General features: G+C 69.9%; 16 protein-coding genes. 9 read left to right on the forward strand and 7 right to left on the reverse strand.

The genetic code is table 11. The annotated features are described in order from the left end of the window. Positions 1-3,776, reverse strand: a 3,776-nt coding sequence (locus tag AB0D12_RS28445) for a beta-ketoacyl synthase N-terminal-like domain-containing protein (RefSeq protein WP_362688696.1), incomplete at its 3' end; no start/stop codon positions are given. Between the two features lie 251 nt (positions 3,777-4,027). Between AB0D12_RS28445 and AB0D12_RS28450 the strand changes: the two genes are divergently transcribed. After that, on the forward strand, positions 4,028-5,146 hold the full coding sequence (locus tag AB0D12_RS28450; protein ID WP_362688699.1) for a nucleotide disphospho-sugar-binding domain-containing protein: 1,119 nt from the start codon (positions 4,028-4,030) through the stop codon (positions 5,144-5,146). 150 nt (positions 5,147-5,296) lie between these two features. On the opposite strand, the gene AB0D12_RS28455 is transcribed toward AB0D12_RS28450, so the two are convergent. The 3 genes from AB0D12_RS28455 to AB0D12_RS28465 are packed head-to-tail and all read right to left on the reverse strand — an operon-like array spanning position 5,297 to position 7,963. Continuing rightward, positions 5,297-6,847 (reverse strand): PH domain-containing protein, encoded by a 1,551-nt coding sequence (locus tag AB0D12_RS28455; protein WP_362688702.1) that lies wholly within the window; start codon positions 6,845-6,847, stop codon positions 5,297-5,299. Next, on the reverse strand, positions 6,844-7,344 hold the full coding sequence (locus tag AB0D12_RS28460) for a PH domain-containing protein (RefSeq protein WP_362688705.1): 501 nt from the start codon (positions 7,342-7,344) through the stop codon (positions 6,844-6,846). Before AB0D12_RS28460 ends, AB0D12_RS28455 begins: the two co-directional genes overlap by 4 nt. A 58-nt stretch (positions 7,345-7,402) precedes the next feature. Then, a complete protein-coding gene (locus AB0D12_RS28465) occupies positions 7,403-7,963 on the reverse strand; it encodes a hypothetical protein (RefSeq protein WP_362688708.1) in 561 nt (186 codons plus the stop codon). A gap of 211 nt (positions 7,964-8,174) precedes the next feature. On the opposite strand from AB0D12_RS28465, the gene AB0D12_RS28470 reads away from it, so the two are divergent. Next, entirely contained in the window at positions 8,175-9,425 is a 1,251-nt protein-coding gene (locus tag AB0D12_RS28470; RefSeq protein WP_362688711.1) for a sensor histidine kinase, read from the forward strand. Then, positions 9,415-10,047, forward strand: coding sequence for a response regulator transcription factor (locus AB0D12_RS28475; RefSeq protein WP_362688714.1), 633 nt, complete (start codon positions 9,415-9,417; stop codon positions 10,045-10,047). Before AB0D12_RS28470 ends, AB0D12_RS28475 begins: the two co-directional genes overlap by 11 nt. A gap of 79 nt (positions 10,048-10,126) precedes the next feature. Here the strand turns inward: AB0D12_RS28475 and AB0D12_RS28480 are convergent, their stop codons facing one another. After that, positions 10,127-12,997: an AAA family ATPase gene (locus tag AB0D12_RS28480; protein WP_362688717.1), complete on the reverse strand. Its 2,871-nt coding sequence runs from the start codon at positions 12,995-12,997 to the stop codon at positions 10,127-10,129. A 250-nt stretch (positions 12,998-13,247) separates the two neighbouring features. Further along, positions 13,248-14,012 (reverse strand): alpha/beta fold hydrolase, encoded by a 765-nt coding sequence (locus AB0D12_RS28485; RefSeq protein WP_362688720.1) that lies wholly within the window; start codon positions 14,010-14,012, stop codon positions 13,248-13,250. Positions 14,013-15,383: 1,371 nt separating this feature from the next. Here AB0D12_RS28485 and AB0D12_RS28490 point away from each other — a divergent pair. From AB0D12_RS28490 to AB0D12_RS28515, 6 genes are all read left to right on the forward strand, one after another. After that, on the forward strand, positions 15,384-15,953 hold the full coding sequence (locus AB0D12_RS28490; RefSeq protein ID WP_362688723.1) for a dihydrofolate reductase family protein: 570 nt from the start codon (positions 15,384-15,386) through the stop codon (positions 15,951-15,953). Between the two features lie 8 nt (positions 15,954-15,961). After that, positions 15,962-16,903, forward strand: a complete 942-nt coding sequence (locus tag AB0D12_RS28495) for a GNAT family N-acetyltransferase (protein ID WP_362688726.1) — start codon at positions 15,962-15,964, stop codon at positions 16,901-16,903. Between the two features lie 123 nt (positions 16,904-17,026). Beyond that, positions 17,027-17,680 carry a CatB-related O-acetyltransferase gene (locus tag AB0D12_RS28500; protein WP_362688729.1) on the forward strand — a complete coding sequence of 218 codons (654 nt, stop codon included), beginning with the start codon at positions 17,027-17,029 and terminating at the stop codon, positions 17,678-17,680. A 71-nt stretch (positions 17,681-17,751) separates the two neighbouring features. Beyond that, positions 17,752-18,678, forward strand: coding sequence for a virginiamycin B lyase (locus tag AB0D12_RS28505; protein ID WP_362688732.1), 927 nt, complete (start codon positions 17,752-17,754; stop codon positions 18,676-18,678). 42 nt (positions 18,679-18,720) lie between these two features. Further along, positions 18,721-19,068, forward strand: coding sequence for a YciI family protein (locus AB0D12_RS28510; RefSeq protein WP_362688734.1), 348 nt, complete (start codon positions 18,721-18,723; stop codon positions 19,066-19,068). 234 nt (positions 19,069-19,302) lie between these two features. After that, the gene (locus AB0D12_RS28515; RefSeq protein ID WP_362688737.1) at positions 19,303-21,987 is read left to right on the forward strand and encodes an AAA family ATPase; all 2,685 of its coding nucleotides are present in this window, start codon (positions 19,303-19,305) and stop codon (positions 21,985-21,987) included. Between the two features lie 287 nt (positions 21,988-22,274). Here the strand turns inward: AB0D12_RS28515 and AB0D12_RS28520 are convergent, their stop codons facing one another. Next, positions 22,275-23,603 carry a class I SAM-dependent RNA methyltransferase gene (locus AB0D12_RS28520; protein WP_362688740.1) on the reverse strand — a complete coding sequence of 443 codons (1,329 nt, stop codon included), beginning with the start codon at positions 23,601-23,603 and terminating at the stop codon, positions 22,275-22,277. Positions 23,604-23,723 lie beyond the last annotated feature (120 nt).

A 23,723-nucleotide genomic window follows, 5' to 3' on the forward strand; every position in this document is an offset into this window, starting at 1 on the left:
CGATCCGAACGGCCCACCGACACCGCACCACGAGTCAGACACCACAACGGCGCCTCCACCCCGGCATCACCCAACGCCTGCACCAAACCAGCCGTGGCCAACAACCCACCGGACTCGTCCAGCCCCAGCAACGACACCACACCAGCACACGAACCCGCCTCGACCAACAGCTGCGCCAACGCGACCCGATCCGCACCGGCCTCAACCACCACCCGCCGGACCTCAACACCACGCTCAGCCAGCCCACCCACCACAACCGAGTCGTCCACACCCCCGGCCGGCACCACTACCAGCCAGGAGCCGGACAACCGTGCCCCCGACGAGACCTCAGCCAGCGGCTTCCACGACACCCGGTACCGCCAACCATCCACCTCCGACTGGGTACGGCGTCGGCGACGCCACGCCGACAGAGCCGGCACGACCTCGCTGAGCGGCTGTTCGCCGTCGAGGTCCAGTTCGAGCGCGGCGGCGAGCGTGGCCACGTCCTCGTGCTCGACGGCGTCCCAGAAGACGCTGTCAGCCGGGTCGGTACGGCGCGCGGCGCCGGCGGATTCGGCGGCGGGGGTCCGCGAGTCCATCCAGTAGCGCTGCCGCTGGAAGGCGTAGGTCGGCAGATCGACCCGCTGGGCACCCGTACCTGCGAAGAACGCTGCCCAGTCCACCTCCACACCCCGCACGTGTGCGCGGGCGACGGCGTTGAGCAGAGTGTCCGCTTCGGGGCGGCCGGAGCGCAGGGCCGGTGCGAAGGCGATGCCCTGCGGGTCGACGCAGTCCTGCGCCATGGCGGTGAGCACGGGGTCCGGTCCGAGCTCCAGGAAGGTGCCGGCGCCGCGCTCCTGAAGAGTGCGTACGCCGTCGAGGAACCGTACGGCGTCCCGGACGTGACGCACCCAGTACTCGGGGGTGGCCAGTTCGGCGGCGGTGGCGGTGCTGCCCGTGAGGAGGGAGACGACGGGGAGGATGGGCGTCCCGTAGTCCAGCACCTGGGCCACGCGGAGGAACTCCTCCAGCATGCCGTCCATGTGCGGCGAGTGGAACGCATGGCTCACCGTCAGACGCTTCGCCTTGCGGCCCTGAACCTCGAAGGACCCGGCGATCGCAACCGCTGCATCCTCGTCACCGGCGATCACGACCGACTGGGGACCATTGATCGCCGCAATGCTCACCCGGTCCGTGAGCAGCGGCAGGACCTCGTCCTCGGATGCCTGGACCGCGATCATCACGCCACCCGTCGGCAGCGCCTGCATCAGCCGCCCACGAGCCGCCACCAGCATGCAGGCGTCTTCCAGCGAGAACACACCCGCCACATGCGCTGCGGCGATCTCACCGATCGAATGCCCCGCCAGGAAATCCGGCTTCACACCCCACGACTCCACCAGCCGGAACAACGCCACCTCAACCGCAAACAACGCAGGCTGCGTGTACGCGGTCTGGTGCAGGAGTGCGGCCCCCGGTGTGCCCTCGTCCGCGAACAGCACGTCGAGGAGCGGGAGTTCGAGCTGTTCGTCGAGGTACCAGCAGGCGTCGTCGAGGGCGTCGGCGAACACCGGGTACGTGTCGTACAGCTCACGGCCCATGCCCAGCCGCTGGCTGCCCTGGCCGGTGAAGAGGAACGCCAGCTTGCCCGCCGCGGGCGCGCCCTGGACGACGGAGGGTGCGTCGGTGCTCTCGGCGAGGGCGTGCAGTCCGCGCAGCAGCGTCTCGCGGTCGTCGCCGAGTACGACGGCGCGCTGCTCGAAGCGGCCTCGGGTGGTCGCCAGGGAGTGGCCGATGTCGAGGGGGGTGACGTCCGGCTGTGCTTCGAGCCGGTCGCTCAGCCTGCGCGCCTGCGCGCGGAGCGCTTCGGGGGTCTTGGCCGACAGGGTCCAGGGCAGGAGGCCCGGTGCCGCAGGGGTGTCCCGTACCTGCTGCTCGTCGTATTCGGTGGCTTCGGCCCACTGGTCCGATGCGAGGCTCTCGGTCTGCCGGCCGGATTCGGACTTCTCGGCCGACTGGTCCGATTCGGACCGCTCAGCCCGCTGTTCGGACTCGGGCCCCTCGTGGTCGGCCGCCTGCGAAGCGTCGCGGTCGTCGGCCGGCGGCTCCTCGATAATGGCGTGCGCATTGGTGCCGCTCATGCCGAACGACGAGACACCTGCCCGACGCGGACGGTCCGACTCCGGCCACTCCACGGCCTCCGTCAGCAGGGAGACCGCTCCGGCCTCCCAGTCGACGTGCGGGGTCGGCTCGTCGACGTGGAGTGTCCGGGGCAGGACACCGTGCCGCATGGCCATGATCATTTTGATGATGCCCGCGACACCTGCGGCGGCCTGCGTGTGGCCGATGTTCGACTTCAGGGAGCCGAGCCACAGGGGCTGGTCGTCGGTGTGCTGCTGGCCGTACGTGGCGAGGAGCGCCTGGGCCTCGATCGGGTCGCCGAGCCGGGTGCCGGTGCCGTGGGCTTCGACGACGTCGACCTCGGCGGCGGACAGGCCGGCATTGGCCAGCGCCTGCCGGATGACGCGCTGTTGGGAGGGGCCGCTGGGTGCGGTCAGGCCGTTGCTCGCACCGTCCTGGTTGATGGCGGAGCCGCGGACGACGGCCAGGATCTTGTGGCCCTTGGCTCGCGCGTCGGAGAGCCGCTCCACCAGCAGCATGCCGACGCCCTCGCCCCACGCCGTACCGTCGGCGGCCGCGGCGAACGGCTTGCAGCGGCCGTCGGGAGCCAGGCCGCGCTGGCGGCTGAAGGAGACGAAGGATCCGGGGCTAGCCATCACGGCAACGCCGCCGGCGAGCGCCAGGGAGCATTCGCCGGTGCGCAGCGCCTGGACTGCGAGGTGGAGGGCGGCGAGAGAGGAGGAGCAGGCCGTGTCGACGGTGACCGTCGGGCCCTCGAATCCGAAGGTGTAGGCGATACGGCCGGAGGCGACGCTCGCCGCGTTTCCGGTGACGAGGTATCCCTCGAATCCGTCCGTGGCATCCTGGAGCCGGGGACCGTATTCCTGGGTCTCGGCGCCGACGAATACGCCGACTTGGCCGCCACGCAGCCCTGAGGGGTCGACTCCGGCCCGGTCGAATGCCTCCCAGGACGTTTCGAGAAGCAGGCGCTGCTGCGGGTCCATCGCCAGTGCCTCGCGCGGTGATATGCCGAAGAATGCCGCGTCGAATTGGTCGGCGTCGTGCAGGAATCCGCCCTCGCGGGCGTAGCTGGTGCCGGCCCGGTCGGGGTCCGGGTCGTACAGCGCGTCGAGATCCCAGCCGCGCCCGGTCGGGAATTCGGAAATGGCGTCGGTGCCGGCCGCGACGAGGTCCCACAGCGCTTCGGGGGACTGGACGTCACCGGGGAAGCGGCAGCCGATGCCCACGATGGCGATGGGTTCGTCGCTGCTGACGGCGGCGGTGACGGGCGTCCCGGTGTGCTCGGTCAGGCCGAGGATCGCGGCGCGCAGATGGCGGGCGAGGTGCACGGGGGTGGGGTGGTCGAAGGCGAGGGTGACCGGCAGGCGCAGGCCGGTTCCGGCGACGAGCCTGGCGTGCAGATCGACGGCGGCGAGCGAGTCGAAGCCCAGGTCCAGGAAGGGGCGGTGGGGGTCGAGGGTGGCGGGGGCTGTGTCCCGCAGCGCGGCGGAGGCCAGCGAGGCGACCCACTCCAGCAGGGCGGCGTGCTGCTCGGTCTCGGTGAGGCCGGCCAGGCGCTGCTCCCACGACGAGGCCCCTTCGGGACTTTCGCCCTGCGTTCCACCGGCCTCGGAGGCGACATTGATTTCGGGCGTGAAATCCTCGGACTCATTCAACATCGCGCGCTCCATTACCCCCGAATAAAGAATCCAAGACCAGGGGTCACTCTTGCATGCGGAAGAAGAGGGAGAAACCCCTAACAAGCCCCTACGGACCCCTAACCCCCGGGCTCAGGCAGCGCCTTGACTCGGCATGCGCGACTGCATCAGGATGCGCCGAGAAGGCTGGTAATTGCAAGAATAACGATGCTATTCCATCGTCGAACCTCCGGCCTGGCAAATACACAGCTACCCGAGAGGAGCGCGTTTCCATGCGCGTGCTGTTCGTCTCGTATCCGGCCATTGGCCATGTCTTTCCCACCATTCCGCTGGCCTGGGCGCTGCGCTCGGCCGGACACGAGGTACTGGTCGCCAGTGCCGGCGACGCGCTGGAGGCCGCCAACGCCGGTCTGCATGTGGCGGATGTCTCCCCCGGCTTCGAGCTGGAGAGCTTCCTCCAGTCGACGGCCGGTGAGCTGATGGCTCGGCTGCGCGGTCCGGGCGGTGTCGACCCGATGGACGGGCTGAGGCTCTTCACCCACCTCAACAACCATCTGGCTGACGGCATCGTGCGGACCGCCGACGCGTTCCGGCCCGACCTGATCGTCTTCGAGCAGATCTTTGTGTCGGGTCTGATCGCCGCCGCGCGGCTGGGCGTCCCGGCGGTGCAGCACAACTTCGGCTTCGCGCGCGGTACGCAGCTGCGGGAGCTGACGGTGTCGATGCTGGGCGAGACTATGGCCCGGCACGGCGTGGACCAGGTGCCCGGCCGGGTACCGACGATCGACATCGCGCCGCCGAGCATGGCGGAGCCCGAGCGCGACGGCTGGTCGATGCGGCCCGTCCCGTACAACAGCGGTGCCGTGCTGCCGGACTGGCTGCTGGACGAGCCGAAGGGCCGCCGGATCGGTGTGACGCTGGGCACGGCTTCGGTGCATGTGAACGGCCTGGGGCCGGTTCAGCGGATGGCGGCCGCCGCCTCCGGGGTGGACGCGGAGTTCGTTCTGGCGCTGGGTGATGTGGACACGGCTGCGCTCGGCGAACTGCCCGACAATGTGCGGGTCGTGGGGTGGGTGCCGCTGACGGCGCTGCTGCAGACCTGCGACGCGGCGGTGCACCACGGTGGTGCGGGGACGACGCTGGCCGCGCTGAACGCGGGTGTGCCGCAGCTCGTCCTGCCGGACGGCGCGGACCGTCAGATCAATGCGGAGGCCGTACGGGACCGGGGCGCGGGTCTGCTCGGCACGGCCGACGATCTCGACGCGGCGGTGCTCGGGCGGCTGCTGTCGGACGAGAAGATGACGGCGGTCGCACATGAGGTGCGCGAGGAGATCGGGACGATGCCCTCTCCCGCGTCGCTGGTGCCGAGGCTGGAGGAGCTGGCGGGCTGAGCGCGCGGAAGGACAAGCGGCAGGGGCCGTATCCGGAAGGCGTTTCCGGATACGGCCCCTGCCGCGTGCGGGCGGTCGGTGCGAGGTGGAGGGGCGGCACGGGGGTCGCCGCCCCTCCACCTCTCGGGGGATCGCCAGTTGGTCTGAGGGTCAGCCGCGCGGGACGCGTTCGATGAACGGGGCGAGCAGCTTGGGCACGGCCTCTTCGGCGAAGGCCAGGCCGACGCCGACGGATACGTCCCGGACCTTGTAGGAGCCGTCGCCCGCGGCGGTGGTGGCGCCGATGGTGAGCAGTCCGTTGCGTCGCTGGAAGTAGGAGCGGGTGATGTTCCAGCCGATGACGCCGTCGCGCTGGAGGGCGGCGGTGCGGCGGGCGAAGGTGCCGGCGCGGACGACGAGGTAGCGGTCACGGATTCCGTGGCCGAGGGCACGGTAGGCGTCGTTGGCGAGGGCGATGACGACCGGCAGGCCGACGAGGGCCGTGATCCAGGCGGTGTGCACCAGGACGGGGGTGAGCCACAGCCCCAGGCCCAGCGGGATCGCGACGACAGGTGCGAGGACCATCAGGCCGCGGTTGATACGGCGGCGCAGGGCGACGCGAGGGTGCGGGACGAGCTCGGTCAGCTCGGTCGGGGACTGTTCCTCGGCGAGGACGTCGGCGGCGACCCGCAGGGCCTCGTCCCGGGGCACAGGCGGGGTCAGGGAGCGGCGGCTGCGGTTCTCGTCGCTGTTGCCGAGGCCGCTGGCGATGGCGTTCAGGCGGGCGCCGCCCGCCCAGCGCAGCAACATCGGCTCGGCGACCTCGACGCCGCGCAGCCGGCGCTCCTCGATGGTGACGGAGCGGGAGATGAGCAGTCCGCGGCGGACCCGGAAGACACCGTCCTGCTCGCGCTCCAGGCGGTAGTTGGCCCAGGCGTCCACGAAGGTGGCGGTGGAGATCGCGACACCTGCGACGGCGGTGATCACGACGGCGACGAGTATGCCGAACCACAGGGGTACGGAACCGAAGCGGTCCTCGATGCCCTTGACGATGCCGAGTTCGAGCGGGTCGATCTTCATCTCGTGCAGGATGCGGTAGGCGGTGCCGACGCCGGCGAAGACACTGCCGACGCCCCACAGGGTGAGCGGCGCGTACCGCAGCCAGGCCCAGTCCATCTCGGCGATGGTGACGTCCTCGTCCTGACCGGTGGTGCGGCCGCTGCCGCGGCGGTCGAGGAGGAGCCTGCGCAGTTCGCTCGCCTGATGCTTGGTGATGCCGTCGAGGGAGAAATTGCGGCTGGCGGACGAGCTCTGTTCGCCGGTGCCGATGCGCAGCGAGGTGAGGCCGAAGAGGCGGTGCATCGGCTTGGCGTCGAGGTCGACACTGCGGATCCGGTCGACGGGGGCCGAGCGGCGGCTGCGGAAGAGCAGCCCGGAGCGCAGTTCGACGCGGTCGCCGGTGACGCGGAAGCGGGTGGTGAGCAGCCGCATCGTGCTGATCCCGGTGATGACCAGGAAGGTGATCACCAGTGAGCCGAGCGAGATGAGGGCCTGGAGGTTGGCGCCGGTGAGGGCGACAGTGACGGCGAACAGGGCGAGCGGTCCGGCGAGCATGCTCAGATTGACCAGCAGCAGCCTGGGGCTGAGCCTGCTCCACTCGGTGCCTTCGGCGGCGCCGTTGGAGGTCCCGGTGGTCTCCCGCTGCTCGGTGTCGTGGCTCATGTCGCGTCTCCCGGCGTGGCCTGGGTCGACTTGGTGAGGTGCTCGACCACTTCCTGCGCGGTCCGGTGGTCGATTCCCTTGATCCTCACGGCGCCGGAGGAGGAGGCGGTGGTGACGGTGATGCCGGAGAGGCCGAAGAGCTGCTGGAGAGGCCCGCGGAGGGTGTCCACGGTCTGGATGCGGGACAGCGGCACGACCCGCCAGCGCTGCCAGAGCCAGCCGGACGCCGCGTAGACGGCTTCGTCGGTGGTCTCCCAACGGTGCACCCGGTAACGCCAGACGGGCATGACGGCCATGTAGGCGAGGCCCGGTACGAGCGAGATCAGGAAGGCCCAGCCGAAGAACGGCCTGGCGGGCGGGATGAAGAGATACAGCACGCCGAAGACGATCGGCAGGGGCAGGGCGAACATCGCCGACTGAAGCGTCCACCAGCCGACTGCCCGGCCCTCGACACGATTGCGCGGGGGCCTGAGCCTCACATCATCCATGCGTTCCACTGCTTCACCCTAGCTCTGAGACGATCTTGCACCGAACCGGACCTGACGCACCGTCATATCAGTGCGCGCTGGCGGAACTCCCCTGGTGTGCCGCCGCGTTGCCAGCCGCCGGAGTCGGCCCGCCCCGCAGCCGGCGGCGCTTGTTCAGCAGGACGGCGGTCCGAGTCAGCACCATAGCCAGGGCCATGAAGACGAAGGCGTTGGAGTAGACGTCCTGTCCGCTGAGCTTGTAATCGATGCTGAAACGGATGATGCCCTCGCTGAACCAGTGCTCTGAACCGTAGGCGAAGAGCACACGTGAGGCGGACAGCGCGGTCCACACCAGCGCGTAACCGATACCGCCCTTGGTGTAGATCTCACCGGAGGCGTCCCGGTGGGCGGGGAGCAGTGCCGCGGCGACCAGTCCGCAGATGACACCGGCGCCGATGCCCGCCAGCTGGAGCGAGGGATCGTTGCCGTCGACCGGCAGCGTGTGCACGAAGAGCGCGAGGACGATGACGACCGCAAGGATCGAGCGCAGCATCCGCATATTGGTGACTTGGCGGGTGCCGAGGTCGGTCGACAGAATGATGGTCAGGATCGTCCCGCTGGCGATCAGTGCGGTCAAGAACGGGCTCATGGGGTGGGCCTCTTCCTCTGCTTCGGCAGTGCCTGTCGTTCGGCAGTGCAGTACTCCATGCCTCTCACCTGCAACGCTATGGGGCGGGCGGGGGACGCGAGGACAACTGACCGGTGGGTTCGGCTGTCAACCGACCGGTGGACACGGTGGACGCCGCCGGGCGCACGGCCGCCCTCGTGCCGCGCCCGGCAGGGGTGATAGGACTTGTCGGGTGAGCACTGAAACCCGGGCGGCGGAGGCGGCCGACGGCCCGGATCACGCGCCCGAGGCGGGAACCCGGTGGTTCGGCCTGTGGGACGCCTTCTTCGCGGTCTCGTACGCCGTCACCACCATGCTGCTGTTCACCTCCGCGGGTGAGCAGGTCCACCGTGCCGTGGCGATGGCCGCGCTGACCCTGGCCGTGCCCTGGTACGCGGCCCTGGGACGCAGCGCGATGATCCAGCAGGGCCAGGGGCACGGCCGGCGCAGCATCGTCTTCTCCGTCGGCCTGTTCGTGCTGTTCGCGGTGGCCGTGGTCTTCGACCTGGCGGCCTCCTTCGCGCTGTTCGCCGTGGTCCCGATGCTGATGATGAGCCTGGCGACCTCACCGGCGATCGCCGTGGTCATGCTGGCCAATCTGATGCCGGTCATCGTGGTGTGGCTGCGCGGCGGCACCCTGAGCCGCGACATCCTGGCCGTCCTGCCCACCTCGCTCCTCGGCATCGCCCTGTCGGTCATGCTCGGGCTGTGGATCACCCGCGTGACCCGGCAGAGCCGGGAACGGGCCGAACTCATCAAGGAGTTGCAACGCAACCGCGAGCATGTCGCTCGGCTGTCGCGCGAGGCGGGGGTCTCCGCCGAGCGCGAGCGGCTCGCCCGGGAGATCCACGACACCCTCGCCCAGGGCCTCACCAGCATCATCGGCCTCGTACAGGCCGCCGAGACCGACTTCACGGCCGACCCGGAACTGGCCAGGTCGCATCTGGGGCTGGCGGGCCGCGTGGCCCGCGAAAGCCTGGCTGAGGCCCGCGAGTTCGTCACCGAGCTCACCCCGCCCGCGCTGCAGGAGTCCTCGCTTGTGCAGGCGGCGCGGCGGCAGGCCGAGGGCCTGACGGCGCAGACCGGCATGCGGGCGGACGTCACCGTCGAGGGAAACGAGCGGGAGCTGCCGATGGCGGTCAGCGTGGTCCTGCTGCGCTCCCTCCAGGAGGCCATCGCGAACATCCGCAAGCACGCGGGCAAGGCACGCACGGCCGAGATCCGGCTGGTGTACGAACAGGACACCGTCCGGCTGCTCGTACGGGACGACGGGCCCGGGTTCGCCGTCACCGAGGACCAGCAGGGATTCGGGCTGCGCGGTATGCAGGCCCGCGCACACGGGATCAGCGGGGCGGCGACCGTGGTCAGCAGCCCCGGGCGGGGCACCACCATCGAGGTGACAGTGCCCGTGCCCGCGAGTGGAGAGGCAGCCGATGAGCGCTGACAAGACGATCGGCGTGATGCTGGTCGACGACCATCCGGTCGTACGGGAGGGCCTGAGCTCGATGCTGCAGTCCGCCGACGGCGTGAGCGTCGTCGGGCAGGCCGGCTCGGGCGAGGAGGCGATCACGATGGTCGCCAGGCTGGCTCCCGACATCGTCCTGCTCGACCTGCAGATGGGCGGGATGGACGGAGTGGAGACCACCGGCCACCTGCTGCGCGCCGCTCCGGCCACCAAGGTGGTGATCGTGACGACGTACGAGAGCGACACCGACATCCTGCGGGCCGTGGAGGCGGGCGCGGCGGGCTATCTGCTCAAGGGCAGTTCGCGCGACGACCTGGTGCAGGCGGTGAAGGCGGCGGCCCGCGGCGAGACGGTGCTGACGCCGTCGCTGGCCCCCAAGCTGTTCCGGGCCCGGGTGGTGGAGCCGCCGGCGCTGTCGGACCGTGAGCGCGAGGTGCTCCAGCTGGTCAGCCTCGGGCTGACCAACGCGGATATCGGCCGTCGTCTGTTCATCAGCGAGGCGACGGTGAAGACGCATCTACTGCGGTCGTTCAAGAAGCTGTCGGTTTCGGACCGGACGGCCGCGGTGATCACGGCACTGGAGCGCGGCCTGCTGTCCTGACGGGTTCGGCCGGGGGGACGGCGAGCGCCGAGCCCCCCGGCGGTGAGCCCCGGCGCCGGGCTCCCGGCGCCGAGCACGGTCAGGCGATACCCGGCAGGCTCATGTCCGACAGCCGGGCGGGCAGATCGCGGCGCCGCTTCACCTTCAGCTTGCGGTAGATGCGCGTCAGATGCTGCTCGACCGTCGACACGGTGACATACAGCTTGGTCGCTATCTCACGGTTGGTGTGGCCGCGCGCCGCCAGCAGCGCGACCCGCGCCTCGGCCTCGGATAGCACCTCGACCTCACTGGGGGGCTCTGCCTCCCGGCCGCTCTGCGCACCGGCCTCGCCGTCGCCCTGGCCCGGCATGAACTGCTGGCACAGCGGTTCGGCGCCGCAGGACTTGGCGACGTGCCACGCCTTGCGCACCAGCATCCGAGCCCGGTTGAAATCGCCCAGCGCACGGTAGCCGCGGCCCAGCTCCCCCAGCGCCACGGCCAGTTGGAGCCGGTCTCCGCCCTCCTCCAAGGTCTCGACGGCCTCGGTGAGCCGCTTGAGCCGGAACGTGAGGTCACCGCCGGTGCGGGCGAGCGCGAGCAACAGGAAGCCACGCGTCCGGCTGCCCACGGGCCCCGTCTCGCGCTGCTTCTGCTGCTCGGTGTACTCCTTCGCGCGCGCGGGGTTGCCGAGGGCCAGCCACGCCTCGGCGGCGTCCAGCCGCCACGGCATCAGCTCCGCCGCGTCCATGTCCCAGGCCTGCATCAGCTCGCCGCAGTTCAGGAAGTCGCGCAGGGCGGCGTGGTAGCGGCCGGTGGCCAGGTGGCAGCGGCCCCGGGCCCTGCGGTAGTGCAGGCCGGACAGGGTGTCGAACATGGCCTCGGGCACGGGCTGTTCGAGCAGGCTCATCGCCTCCTCGTGGTTGCCCATCTGGATCTCGGACTCGACGAGGATGGCCAGCGGCAATGCGATGCCCACGCCCCAGCTCTGCAAAGAGATGCGGGACATGGCGTGGCGGGCCTGGGCGGCCGCGCCGGGCAGATCGCCCTGGCGCAGCGATATCTCGGCCCGGACCACGCCGAGGGCGGCCTGCCAGGTCGGGGCGTTGCGGGCGGAGCACTCACTGAGCAGTCGTTGGCACCAGTCGAGCGCAAGGTCGAGGCGTCCCGCGTAGACGACGGCGAGGAGGGCGAAGACGAGGGGCTGGAGGGTGCGGTCGCTGAGGTGGTAGCGCTGGAGCACCCGTGTGGCCTGGCTGACGGCGGCGGCGGCCCGGGTCCCGCCGCGCAGGGCGGTGCGGACGGCGTCGGCGGCCTGGACGTAGGCGTTGTCGGGCATGTCGTACGGGACGCTCTCGAGCCCCGCGACGGGCAGCGCCCCCGGCGCGCCTGACAGCGTTGTCGGCGGAGGTTCCACGGCGGCGAAGATGTCGCGGACCGGTGGGCTGACCATCGAGAGCCAGCTCTGGGCGGCGGCGAGCGTGCTCGGGTCGTACGCAGGCGCCCGTCCGGCGGCCTCGGCCTTGCTGCCGGTCTCCTGCAGCTGGAGTACCGCCTCGCTCGCGCCCTGGGACTCCCCCATCCACACCAGGCACGACACGGCCTGGACGAGATCACGGTCGGCGAGCCGGCCGGCGGTGAGCTCGCGGGACAGCTGCCGCAGATGCCCCTCGGCCGCGGCCGGGCTACTGCGCCAGACGATGCTCACCAGCCGGGACTTGAGGGCGGCGTGCCGGGGGCCCTCGACACAGGAGGCGACCGCCAGTTCACCGCAGCGCAGGGCGAGTTCGTGCTCATCGTCGACGAGGGCGTACTCGGCCGCCTCCTGGAGGACGGGGATCGCCCAGTCCTCGACGTTCTTGCGGGCGGCGAGGAGGTGGCGGGCGACATCGAGCGCCGCCGCGCCTTCCTGGTGCAGGAGTCTCGCGGCGCGCAGGTGCAGTGCGGACAGCGCGCCGGGCGGGGCGGCTTCCAGGACGGCGGTGCGGGCCGCGGGGTCGCGGAAGGAGCCGTTGTGCAGGACGGCGCACCGGCTGAGGTCCTGTAGGGCCTGTTCGGTGGCCTTGACGTGCAGGTCGACGATCCGGCTGAGCAGGACCGCGGAGCGGGCGTCACCGAGTACGGCAACGCCCCGGGCGACGGTCAGCAGTTCGGGGTCGCCGCGGTGCAGACAGTCGAGCACGGCGCGCTCGAAGGTCTCGGCGGGGGCGAGCCGTTGGAAGGGCTCGCTGTCCCCGAGCGCCGTGAGGCCGTCGTCGACCAGCGCCCTGACCAGCAGCGGATTGCCGCCGGTGGTCTCCTGGCACTCGGCGGACAGCCGTTGCGCCGCCGAAGGTGAGAAGTGGTCGGCGAGGACGCGCGCGGTGCCGCCCGTGGTGAGCAGGGGAAGCCGGAGGCTGGTGCAGTTGGGCTGGCGCTGCAGTTCGGCGTGGAAGGCGAGTTGCGCGGGCCGCAGCCGGACGGCTTCGGTGAGCACGATCAGGACACCCGCCTGCCGCACTCGGCGGGCGAGGCACAGCAGGAAGGCGAGGGAGAGTTCGTCGCCGTGGTGGACGTCGTCGACGGCGATAACGACGGTCCGGTTCCGGGCGATCCGCAGCAGCGCGGTGGAGACATGGGGCAGGACGCGCATGCCTGCCTCGACGGCGCCTTCGGCGTCCGTCGTCTCGGCGGAGACGCGGTCCAGCAGTTCGGTGGCGTAGGCGTGGACCTCGGGCGACAGGGGTGCCGCGCTGTCGAGGATTCTGCGCAGAACTCCGAAGGGAAGATAGCGCTCCGCCCGGGAGCCGGCGGCTTCCAGCACCAGCGCGCCCTCGGAGATCGCCTCTTCGGTGAAGCTTTCCAGCAGACTCGTTTTGCCGCCGGCGACTGCCCCGCTGATGACGGCGACGCGTCCCCGGCCACGCATTGCGCGGCCGAGCAATTCCCTCAGCGTCTCCAGCTGCTTCTCGCGCTCGACGAGCCTAGCCCCCACTGACTTTCCTTCCCCCGAACTGCACGACTTGCGAAGACCTCACAACGGGCCCGGCGGGCGCCCGACGAAGGCGCCGCCGCACCACGCGGTGTGCGGGTGCACGGTGTGCACCGCCGGGCCGTCACCGCGGCCTGCCCCGTTCGGTCGCCATCGGTCGGCCGTTGGTCGTTCGGCTTCCCGGCTCCGCCACTGCGGCGGAGGTTGGCACGGGGCGTGCCGGGTTTCCCCGGCCTGGTCCACAGCGCTCTGCTCAGTCCTTTCGAGCTGCTGCGGCGAGTTCCTCCGAAACAATTTTCAAGATCTGTTCCTGATGATTCGCCAAGAAGAAATGGCCGCCCGGGAAACGATGTATGTCGAATCCACCGGCAGTGTGCGCTTCCCAGGCGGCCGCCTCTTCCCGGCTGGTCTTCGGGTCTGCGTCACCGGCCAGTACCGTGACGGGAGTACGCACGATGTCTTCCGGCGCGGCACGGTAGTTCTCGATGGCGGTGTAGTCGCTTCGAATCGCGGGGAGCACCATGCAAAGGATTTCCTCGTTCCCGAGTATCTTCGCGTCGGTTCCACTGAGTTCCCGCATTTCCGCCACAATTCCGTCGTCATCACGCAGATGCACGGTCTCGTGGCGGAAACTGGAGGGCGAGCGCCGGCCGGAAGCGAAGATCCGCACCGGAGTGGCGCCGTGGTCACGCTCCAGCCTGCGCGTCACCTCGAAGGCAAGAATCGCGCCCATGCTGTGGCCGAAGAACGCCAGGGGGCGATCGAGCCACGGTACGAGTTGCTTGGTCAGGGCGTCTGCGTAGGCGCCGATGTCGGTGATCCCGGGCTCGTCCCTGCGGTCCTGCCTGCCGGGGTACTGCACCGAGAGCACGTCCACCGCCGGAGCCAGCGACTGGGACATGGGGAAGTAGAAGGAGGCCGATCCGCCGGCGTGCGGCAGACAGACCAGTTGGATCGGGCTTTCGTCCGAAGCGTGGTAGCGGCGAACCCAGCGGCTAGTGTTTTGCTTTTCAATCAACGGACTGAAACTCCCTGTTCAAGTCCCAGATGCAGCGCGCTCGTTCGACGGTTCGAACCCTTCCGCCACTTCCGTACGCGCGTTTCGGTATGGCCATGTCTAGCAGAGCGGCCAAAGCTTGGAGTACCCCTACTTCACACCCCTACTTTGGCTGGAACCACCCACTCCGGAGCCCTGACCTGGCGTCCGGTCTCCCTATGCGACGACAGCGCCCCCTGGCCCGACCGGGAGCGACGGCAGCCCGGTTCGACGGTTCTCCACCGATTGCTCCACCACGGAACCCGGCAGGGGCGACTTCTGCCGCGTGGCTCAAAACAGGCCCAACCGCAACTCCCCGCAGAGGGCATTTCTTTACCTTCGCTTTGCGGACGGGGCCGCAGCCGCTTCGCCAGGTCGTCCGAGGTAGGTACGCCCCCCGGGCCTGAAACGCAACTGACCGCACGCCCAGTAGTGTGCACTGGGCGTGCGGTCGGTCGGATGGCTGAAGTGGGCTACTTGCCCGGTGTACGGGAGCCGGACCCGCCGGGCTTGGCGGGGGCCCAGGTGGGCTTCGCCCTGGCATCGGCAGGATCGGGTTCGCCGAGCAGGCCGTCAGCAAGGTGCCTGCGGCCACGGCGAGGCCCAGGAGCTTCCACCTCAGTGCCGTGATCAGTTCCTTAACCGCGCTCCGCCGGGGCCTGCTCTTCCGGTCTCGACATGTCTCCTCGTCGCCTCGCTGCAATGGCCGGGTGGCCGTGGTCGGTGCGGCCGCCGCCAAGGTACAGAGGCGCCCTGGCTTACGGACCGAAGGCGGCGGGGCGGTGTCGCTGGAGCGGCACTCAACTCCGCGCGTTGAGGACAACCATTTTGCCAGCTGGACCTGGGGAACGTGGCGCGCCTCGGCGACGATTTCATCGTGGGCCTTCTGCGCTGACCTTCGTCACGCACGCAGCCGGATCCTCAGCGGTGTGACGAAGGGGGACGTCAACGACGAGAGCGGAAGTTCGTGCACTCCCGCCGGCGCCCCGCTCGCGTCAAGGCCGCCCGCCCGAAGCTGGTCATGAGTCGCATCAAGTGACCAAGCCTGTGGGTAGGCCCGGCGGTCGCTCCGTGCACCCTGAGCGACTCATGCCGCCCGCAGAGGGCCCCGGCTACAACGAAGCATCTGCGGGCTGAACCGGTCGTACGTCAGGGAGATGTGCCGGCAGGGCCTTTCATGACCAGGTCTGGCGCCCCCACCACGGGCCGGCCTGCTGATGTCGCTACTGATGCCGCCCCACGCTTGTCGCCTGCGCGGTGGGTCACGTTACGTCGCGGTGACCGATGCCCTCCTGAAACAGGGTGCCTAGTGTCATCTCGTCCCTGGCAGCAACGGATCGGAATCGGACCCGCATGCGTCTGCTCACGTACTTCATCGGCTGCAGCGTCGACGGCTTCATCGCCGGTCCGGACGGACAGTGCGACTCTTCCGGCTTCGACGGCGACCTCAAGGCCGCGATCCTCGCCGAGTACCCCGAGACCATCCCGGACCACGTCCGCAGGTCGCTGGGTGCCGTCAGCACAGCGAACAGGAGGTTCGACACGGTCGTCATGGGGCGCGGCGCCTACGAATCCTCTCTGGCGACCAATGTCACCAGCCCGTATCCCTACCTGCGCCAGTACGTGTTCTCCTCATCCCTCGAACAGCCCGCCCCTGACGTCGACGTCGTTGCCGGCGACCCGGCGGCATTCGTCCGCGAGCTGAAGCAGCAAGCGGGCAGGGGCATCTGGCTGTGCGGCGGCGCGGTGCTGGCCGGACAGTTGCTGGGTGAGATCGACGAGCTGATCGTCCACCGTTACCCGGTGGTGTTCGGGGACGGCATTCCCCTGTTCCATACCGCATTCGACCCTGCCGCCTTCACGCTGACCGGCTCCCGGGTCTTCACCACGGGCGCGACCGTCACCACGTACACCAAACCGTAGGAGAGCACGTGTTGTTTCGTCCCACGACCGAGGCCGATCTGGAGCGCATCGTAGAAGTGATCGTGGATGAGCCGGTGGGCTGGATAGGGGCCGACCGCTACCTGGCCGAGCTGCGGCAGGGCATGTACCGGCCGCAGTGGACCTGGATCGCCGAGGACGACGGGCAGGTATGGGCCAGAGCCCTGTGGTGGGGGCAGGCGGACAGCGCTCACCCCGTCGCACTGGACTGCCTGCACGTGGACCCCGCACTCCCCGACCGGGCGCAAGTGGCGGCCGAGCTACTGAGCGCCGGGCTGCGGGCGTTCGCCGACCACGGAGCGCCCAAACCTCCGCTGTACAACCTGACGCTGCCCGTCGGCTGGCGTGACAATCCAGCCGCAGCGGCCGCCGTGGGCTGGCGGCGCCAGGCCGCCGTAGCGGCCGGGCTCACCCACGAGGTGGAACGGCTGCGCCTGGAGTGGACACCCGATGCCGGCCTTCCCCGTGCCGAGGGCCGGCTGGCCTTCGCCCCGGCGTCGGACGAGGAGTTCCTCCAGTTGTTCCGGAGGATAGCCGTCGGTAGCCTGGACGACGAGACCCGCAGGAACATCGCGGTCAAGGGTGCCGAAGCCACCGCCCGCGACGAGATGGACTTCTACCTTGGCTGCCCCGGCCGGCGCGAGTGGTGGCGACTGGCGCACACCCCGGACGGGCAGGTCGTGGGACTCGCTCTCCCGTCCGCGACGCCGTACGCCCGCAACGTCGGCTACCTGGGCGTCGTACCCGAGTTCCGCGGTCGCGGGTACGTGGACGACCTCCTCGCCGAGATCACCCGCATCCACGCGGACACCGGTGCCGAGCTCATCACCGCCACCACGGACAGCGGGAATGCGCCGATGGCCGCGGCCTTCGCCCGCGCCGGCTACCGGACTTCGGAGATCCGCATGATCTATTCGACCCCGGTGGCATGAAGGCCGAGGCAACACACCCAGCGCCCCGGACGATCAGCACGCCGCAGAACAAGCGCTGCCTCCCGCGGCGACGCAGTTGCCGTCTCATACCGGCCACCGGCCCCACCGATAAAGGATGTTGCGTTGTCTCCCGATCCGACCACCGTGCACCCACTGCCGGCGCATGACCGCGTCGTGTTCCTTCGACCGTTGATCACCTCACCGAAGATCGCCATAGGCGAGTACACCTATTACGACGATCCCGAGGGCGCGACAGACTTCGAGCATCGCAACGTGCTCTACGCCTACGGGCCGGAGCGTCTGATCATCGGCAAGTACTGCGCCATCGCCACGGGCACCAAGTTTCTGATGGCCGGCGCCGAGCATCCGACGATGGGGGTGTCCACGTTCCCCTTCACCATGTTCGGCGGCCGGTGGGCCGAGCAGACCCTGGACATCGTCACCGCCATGCCCAGCCGCGGCGACACAGTGGTCGGCAACGATGTGTGGTTCGGGCACCAGGTGACGGTGATGCCCGGCGTGCGGATCGGAGATGGCGCCATCATCGCAGCCGGCGCGGTGGTTACCGCCGACGTCACCCCCTACACGATCGTGGGCGGCAACCCGGCCCGGCCGATCCGGCAACGCTTCGCCGATGCCGACATCGAGCGCCTCCTGCACACCGCATGGTGGGACTGGCCCGCCGACCTGGTCACCGAACACACCCGCACCATCATGGCGGGGGCCCCGGCCGAGATCGAAAGTATCGGCAAACAGCATGGTCAGAGCGGCAGTTGAGGGCGGACGCCACCGGACCCCACTCATGGGGGCGGGAGAGCGCACATCGTATGGAGAGAAGTGAAAAGTTGATGCCAGTGTTCATCGAGGAGTTCGCCGTAACCGATCGCGACAGCGGCCCCTACGCGCTCACCAATGGCCCGGACGGGGCGCTGTGGTTCACCCTGGTCCACAGCGGAAGGATCGGACGGCTTGTGCCCGGCGGAGAGCCAACGAGCCATCAACTCGATCCGGAGTGCGGGCCGATGATGATCGCTGTCGGGCCGGACGGCGCCTTGTCGTTCACCGAGCACCGGGCACACCGCATCGGTCGGATCACGCTTGACGGCAAGGTGGCGGAGTTCGCGCTGCCCACGGCTGAATGCGGGCCGTTCGGGATCGCCGCCGGGCCGGATGGGGCGCTGTGGTTCACCGAGATCACCGCCGACCGGATCGGCCGGATCACCACCGACGGTCAGGTGACCGAGTTCGCGCTGCCGGCCACGGGGGCCTTCCCTTCTGCGATCACCGCCGGGGCCGACGACGGGATGTGGTTCACCCTGAACCAAGCCAACGCGATCGGGCGGATCGGCATGGATGGAGCCATCACCCTCCACGATCTGCCGACCGAGTCCGCTGCTCCGGTGGGCATCGCAGCCGGGCACGACGGGGCGCTTTGGTTCGTCGAGATCGGCGCCGGGCAGATCGGGCGGATCACCGCCGATGGCGCGATCACCGAGTTCCCGCTGCCCCACCGCACCTCCCGGCCACATGCCATCACCCCCGGCAGCGGTGGCGCGTTGTGGTTCACCGAGTGGGCGGGCAACCGCGTCGGCTCCATCACCCCCGACGGCATCATCACCGTGCACGACCTGCCGACCGCCGGCTCGGAACCGCACGGCATCACCCTGGGCCCGGACGGAGCCCTGTGGACAGCACTGGAGATCGGCGCACTCGCCCGCATCACCGCGACCCGGACTCCGGCGGCCCAACTGGGCCCCTCGGCACCTTCCGCGTAACAGCAAGTCCGGACGACGCAGCACACACAAAGGGAGACACCCATGAAGTACGCGCTCGTGATATTCGAGACCCACGAATCACGCAGCGGGATCAAGTCTGATCCGGCCGCCCACCGAAAGGCATACGAAACCTGGATCGGTCAGATCGCGGCGGCAGGCAAACTGATCAGCGGCGATGCCCTCGAAACCGATCCCCCCACCGCGGTAACCGTGCGCAAGGCGGCCGACAGAGCCTCCACCGTGGCCGAGGGGCCCGCGCACGCCGGTGAGGAGACCCTTGGCGGCTGGTTCGTCATCGACGTGGCCGACCGTGCGGAAGCCGTAGAACTCGCCAAGGCGCTCGCCACCCCCGAGACGGTCGAGATCTGGCCGCTCCTCGAAACCGCCTGAGCCGCGCCGCCGACACACGAGAACAGAGAGGCACCCCCGAGGGCGCACACACGGAGGCCGATCCCTTCGTTCGCGTCCGAGGGCCGGCGGCCCCTGCCTGGTTGTCCGTCGCCGACATCACCAGCGTCCTTGCATGCATTGCCGCGATCGCCATCGCCGGGGACCTCTCCCCGCACATACAGTGGTGATCATGTGCTCGGTCGCGGCCGGGCCGCGGACCGGGGAGAGCGTGCGGTGCAGGGACGTGAACAAGAGCGGCGACATATCGAACGGATGCTCGCCGACGCCCACCGCGGGAAGAGCAGCGCCCAACTCCTGCACGGTGAGGCCGGCATCGGCAAGACCACCCTCCTCGAGCACGCGGTCGCCTGCGCGGAAGGCATGGGCGTGCTGCGGGTCGAGGGCATCGAGTCGGAGATGGAGCTCGCCTTCGGCGGGCTCCATCAGCTCTTCCTGCCGCTGCTGGACCTCATCGACCGGCTTCCCGCACCGCAGGCCGGGGCCCTACGGGCCGTCTTCGGCTTGAGCGACGAGGCCGTGCGTGATCGTCTCACCATCGGGCTCGCCACGCTCTCACTGCTCTCCGAGGCCGCCGCGGAGAGTCCCCTGCTGTGCCTTGTCGATGACCTGCAATGGATCGACCAACCGTCCGCGGACGCACTGACCTTCACCGCCCGGCGGCTACGGGCAGAAGGCATCGCCATGCTCTTCACCACCCGCGACATCTCCCCGGAGAGCGGATCAAGGGCACTGCCCCGAGTACACGTCACCGGCATCGACCGGCGGTCGGCCGTGGCGCTGCTGCCCGGCCTTGCGCCCCCGGTCGCCGAGCGGATCATCGACCAGGCACAAGGCAACCCACTGGCGCTGCAAGAACTGGCCGCCGCCCTGACCCCGGCACAGCGGGCCGGACAACTGGGACCACTGGCGCTGCCCGATGCGCAGCTGACGCCGCCGAGCCAGCTGCGGGACGCGTTCGCACAGCAGCTCCGCCGCCTCCCCGAGGCCACCCAGCGCATACTCGCGGTAGCCGCCGCCGACGACACGGGGGACCTCCCCACGGTGCTGGCGGCCGCGGACCGCCTCGGCGGAGAGATCCGGGATCTGGAGCCCGCCGAACGCGCCGGACTGATCTTCGTCTCCGCACAGAGGCTGCGATTTCGGCACCCCCTCATCCGGTTCACCGCCTACCAACAGACCCCGCTCGCCCGGCGGCTGGCGCTGCACCAAGCATTGGTGGCAGTGCTGGACGGCACGCAGCACGCGCACCGACGCGCCTGGCACCTGGCCGCCGCCACGACCGGACCGGATGAGCAGGTCGCCGCGGAGTTGGAGCGGGTCGCCGTGTGGGCGGGCAGCAGGCAGGCGATGGCGTCCGCCTCCGCCGCGTACGAGCGAGCCGCCCACCTCACCGCCGATACACAGCAACGCGCCCGCCGGCTGATCAACGCCGCGCAAAAGGCGAGCGAGGCCGGCCAGGACGAACGGTGCCGCGACCTCACAGAACAGGTGCCGCTGCCACTCCAGGACCCGGGCATGGCAGCGGACTTCGCCCGCGTTCGCTCCGTGGTCGAACTGGGCTACGGCAGCCCCGGTCAAGCCGCCCGCATCCTGGCCGACTGCGCGGACACGGTCGCCGCCGACCGCCCCGACAAGATCGCCCCGTTGCTGACCGACGCGATCCACGCGGCTTTCGCCGCCGGCGACCCAGCCCTCATAGCCGAGATCAGCGTCCGTACGCCCCTCCTTCCCGTGCTGGCCGTACCCGCCCAACTGCTTGCCGGCAACATCCCCGGCGCATGTCGGACACTGGACGATCTAGTACGCGCCGGTCGGCTCGCCGGCAGCGGGCTCATGGACCGGTTGATGACCGGGATCTACTGTCACCTGGTCGCCGACCACGCGGCCGCACACGAGCTGGCCGTCGCCGCGGTCACCCACTGCCGCGAGCAGGGCATCGGCGGATGGCTGCCCACCACGCTGCATCTGCGCGCCCAAGTGGAACTGGCGCTCGGCCGACACGACGACGCGCACGCACACGCCACCGAAGCACTGGGGCTGGCAGACGGCTACGGCCTGGACCACCGAGCCGCCCACCTGCGCGCCCTGTTGGCGCTCCTTGCCGCCGTGCGAGGGGAGGAGGCGATGGCACAGGAACTGGCCGACCAGGCACTGGACTACGCCCGTCCCCGTGATGTCGGACGGGCCACGGCGGAGGCGCTGTGGGCGCTGGGGCTCCTCGACCTCGGCCTCGGGCGAGCCCAGGCCGCGCTGGAACACTTGACCGCGGCCCGGCAGGCGGCGGGTCACCCCCTCCTGGCGCGCCCCCTGTTGCCAGATCTGATCGAGGCCGCCGTTCGCGCCGGCCACCCGGAGCGTGCGCAGGAGCCCGCGCAACAGCTCACGACATGGGCGGCCGACCTCCAGCAGACCCACTTCGCGGCGCAAGCCCACCGCTGCGCGGCCCTTACCAGCCCGGACACACAGGCCGAGCAGCATTATCTGGCCGCCTTGAACCTTCACGACGACGGCAGCGACTTCGACCGGGCCCGCACCGAACTGCTCTACGGCGAGTGGCTACGCCGCTCGCGACGCAAGCTCGACGCCCGCGACCACCTGCGCACCGCGATGGAGCTCTTCGACGAACTGGGCACACAGCCATGGGCCCACCGGGCACGCACAGAACTGCAGGCAGCCGGCGAGACCCACGACCCGGCCGAGGCCCCCGACTCACCCATGAGCCGCCTGAGCGCGCAGGAACGCGAAGTCGTCCGGCTCGCAGCCACCGGGGCCACCAACCGCGAAATCGCCACGCAACTGTTCCTGAGCCCGCGCACCGTCGGACACCACCTATACCGCGCATTTCCCAAGCTGGGCATCAGCTCACGATCGGAACTCGCCGACCTGCTCGCTTCCTGACATCACGCCCACGTTGCCGGACCGCGTTCGACTCGGCATCGACGAGGACCTTGAAATGCCCCCGCACGAACCGCGCTCGTACTGAAGCCCACCGCCGACGCGGCGTGCGAACCTCAGTCAACAATGACAAAGCGGAGCCTCAGGGTACGGCAGCCCGCCCATCGCCACCTGCAAGAAACCTCACCTGACGCCTCATCAGGTAACGCTCCAAATGTGCGTCACCGTGCGTCACGACATCGCCCGTAACGGCCACGGCGCACATCATGCACACTACCTAAAACCGCAGGTCAGGAACCCTTTGTGGCAGGCTCAAGGATCGCGACGCACTCCACGTGATGCGTCATCGGGAACAGGTCGAACGCCCGCAGGGTGCGCGGCTTGTAGCCGTTGTCGCGGAAGTACGCCAGGTCGCGCGCGAGCGCCGCCGGGTCGCACGCCACATACGCGATACGGCGCGCGCCCAGGGCCGCCAGCTGCTTCACCGTCTGCTTGCCCGCTCCCGCGCGCGGCGGGTCGAGCACGATCAGGTCCACCTCGGTGATCTGCGTGCGCGGCAGCACCTGTTCGACCTTGCCGTGTTCGATGCGTACGCGCTCGAAGCCCTGCAGGTTGTGGCGCGCGTCCTCGACGGCGCGCTTGCCCGACTCGATGCCGAGCACCGCGCCCTTCTCGCCCACCCGGTCGGCGATGGCACCCGCGAACAGGCCGACCCCGCAGTACAGATCGAGTGCCATGTCGCCCTTGCGCGGCAGCAGGCCCTGCATCACGGCCTTCACCAGGGTGTCGGCGGCCTGGGGATGCACCTGCCAGAAGCCGCCGTTGCCGACGCGGTACGTACGCTCGTCGGCGCGCTCCCGGACGAAGGCGCGGCCGTGCACCCGGTGCACTCCGCCGTCGCGCTCGTCGACGCGCAGCACCGAGACCGGCTTGTCCAGTTCGACCAGCGGCAGTCGACCGCCGGGCCGCGGGGTGAGGATGACCTGGCGGTCGCTGGATCCAGTCGCCGCGATCGCCTCGACCGTGGCCATCTGGGACCAGTCCTGCTTCTCGATGCCGAGTTCGGTGACCCCCGGGGCGGCGATCATGCAGTGATCGATCGGCTGGACATCGTGCGAGCGGTGCTTGCGCAGCCCCGCGCGGCCCTCCGTGTCGATCGCGTACTGCACGCGCGTGCGCCAGGCCGGCACCTCGCCCTTCGGCAGCTTGTCGCCCTCCGCGGGCATGACCGTGCCGTCCCAGCCGGCCTCCTCAGGGGTGAGGCCCGCGAGCCGCTGCAGCTGCTCGGCGATCACCTCGCCCTTGAGCCGCCGCTGGGCGCCGGGCTTGGCGTGCTGCCAGTCGCAGCCGCCGCAGTTCCCGGGGCCGGAGTACGGGCAGGGCGCCTCGATGCGGTCCTTCGACGCCTCGATGATCCGCACGGCGTCGGCGCGCAGGAAGCGGGAGTCCTCCTCGCCCTCGGTGATACGGGCGACGACCTTCTCACCGGGCAGCGTGTGCCGTACGAACAGCACCCGCCCCTCCTCGGTGCGGGCGATGCAGTGGCCGCCGTGTGCGACGGGCCCGACCTCGACCTCGTATTCCTGCCCGACCAGCGAAGACTCAGGTGCGTTCTGCATGGCGGGGTGACTCCAGAGGATCAAAGGAAAACGGCCGGACAACAACCCACCACTGTACGTGGGTGTCGACCGGCCGCCTGCCATGAACGTTCGAGCGGAAGTCTCAGCTCGTGCGCGAGG

This window comes from Streptomyces sp. NPDC048479 (assembly GCF_040651435.1).
In the GTDB taxonomy this organism is placed as follows: Bacteria; Actinomycetota; Actinomycetes; order Streptomycetales; family Streptomycetaceae; genus Streptomyces.

Excerpts from the sequence above, each read along its gene's own strand:
- AB0D12_RS28450 (WP_362688699.1), top strand. The coding sequence starts at position 4,028 with ATGCGCGTGCTGTTCGTCTCGTATCCGGCCATTGGCCATGTCTTTCCC.
- AB0D12_RS28455 (WP_362688702.1), bottom strand. The coding sequence starts at position 6,847 with ATGAGCCACGACACCGAGCAGCGGGAGACCACCGGGACCTCCAACGGC.
- AB0D12_RS28465 (WP_362688708.1), bottom strand. The coding sequence starts at position 7,963 with ATGAGCCCGTTCTTGACCGCACTGATCGCCAGCGGGACGATCCTGACC.
- AB0D12_RS28475 (WP_362688714.1), top strand. The coding sequence starts at position 9,415 with ATGAGCGCTGACAAGACGATCGGCGTGATGCTGGTCGACGACCATCCG.
- AB0D12_RS28490 (WP_362688723.1), top strand. The coding sequence starts at position 15,384 with ATGCGTCTGCTCACGTACTTCATCGGCTGCAGCGTCGACGGCTTCATC.
- AB0D12_RS28505 (WP_362688732.1), top strand. The coding sequence starts at position 17,752 with ATGCCAGTGTTCATCGAGGAGTTCGCCGTAACCGATCGCGACAGCGGC.
- AB0D12_RS28510 (WP_362688734.1), top strand. The coding sequence starts at position 18,721 with ATGAAGTACGCGCTCGTGATATTCGAGACCCACGAATCACGCAGCGGG.
- AB0D12_RS28520 (WP_362688740.1), bottom strand. The coding sequence starts at position 23,603 with ATGCAGAACGCACCTGAGTCTTCGCTGGTCGGGCAGGAATACGAGGTC.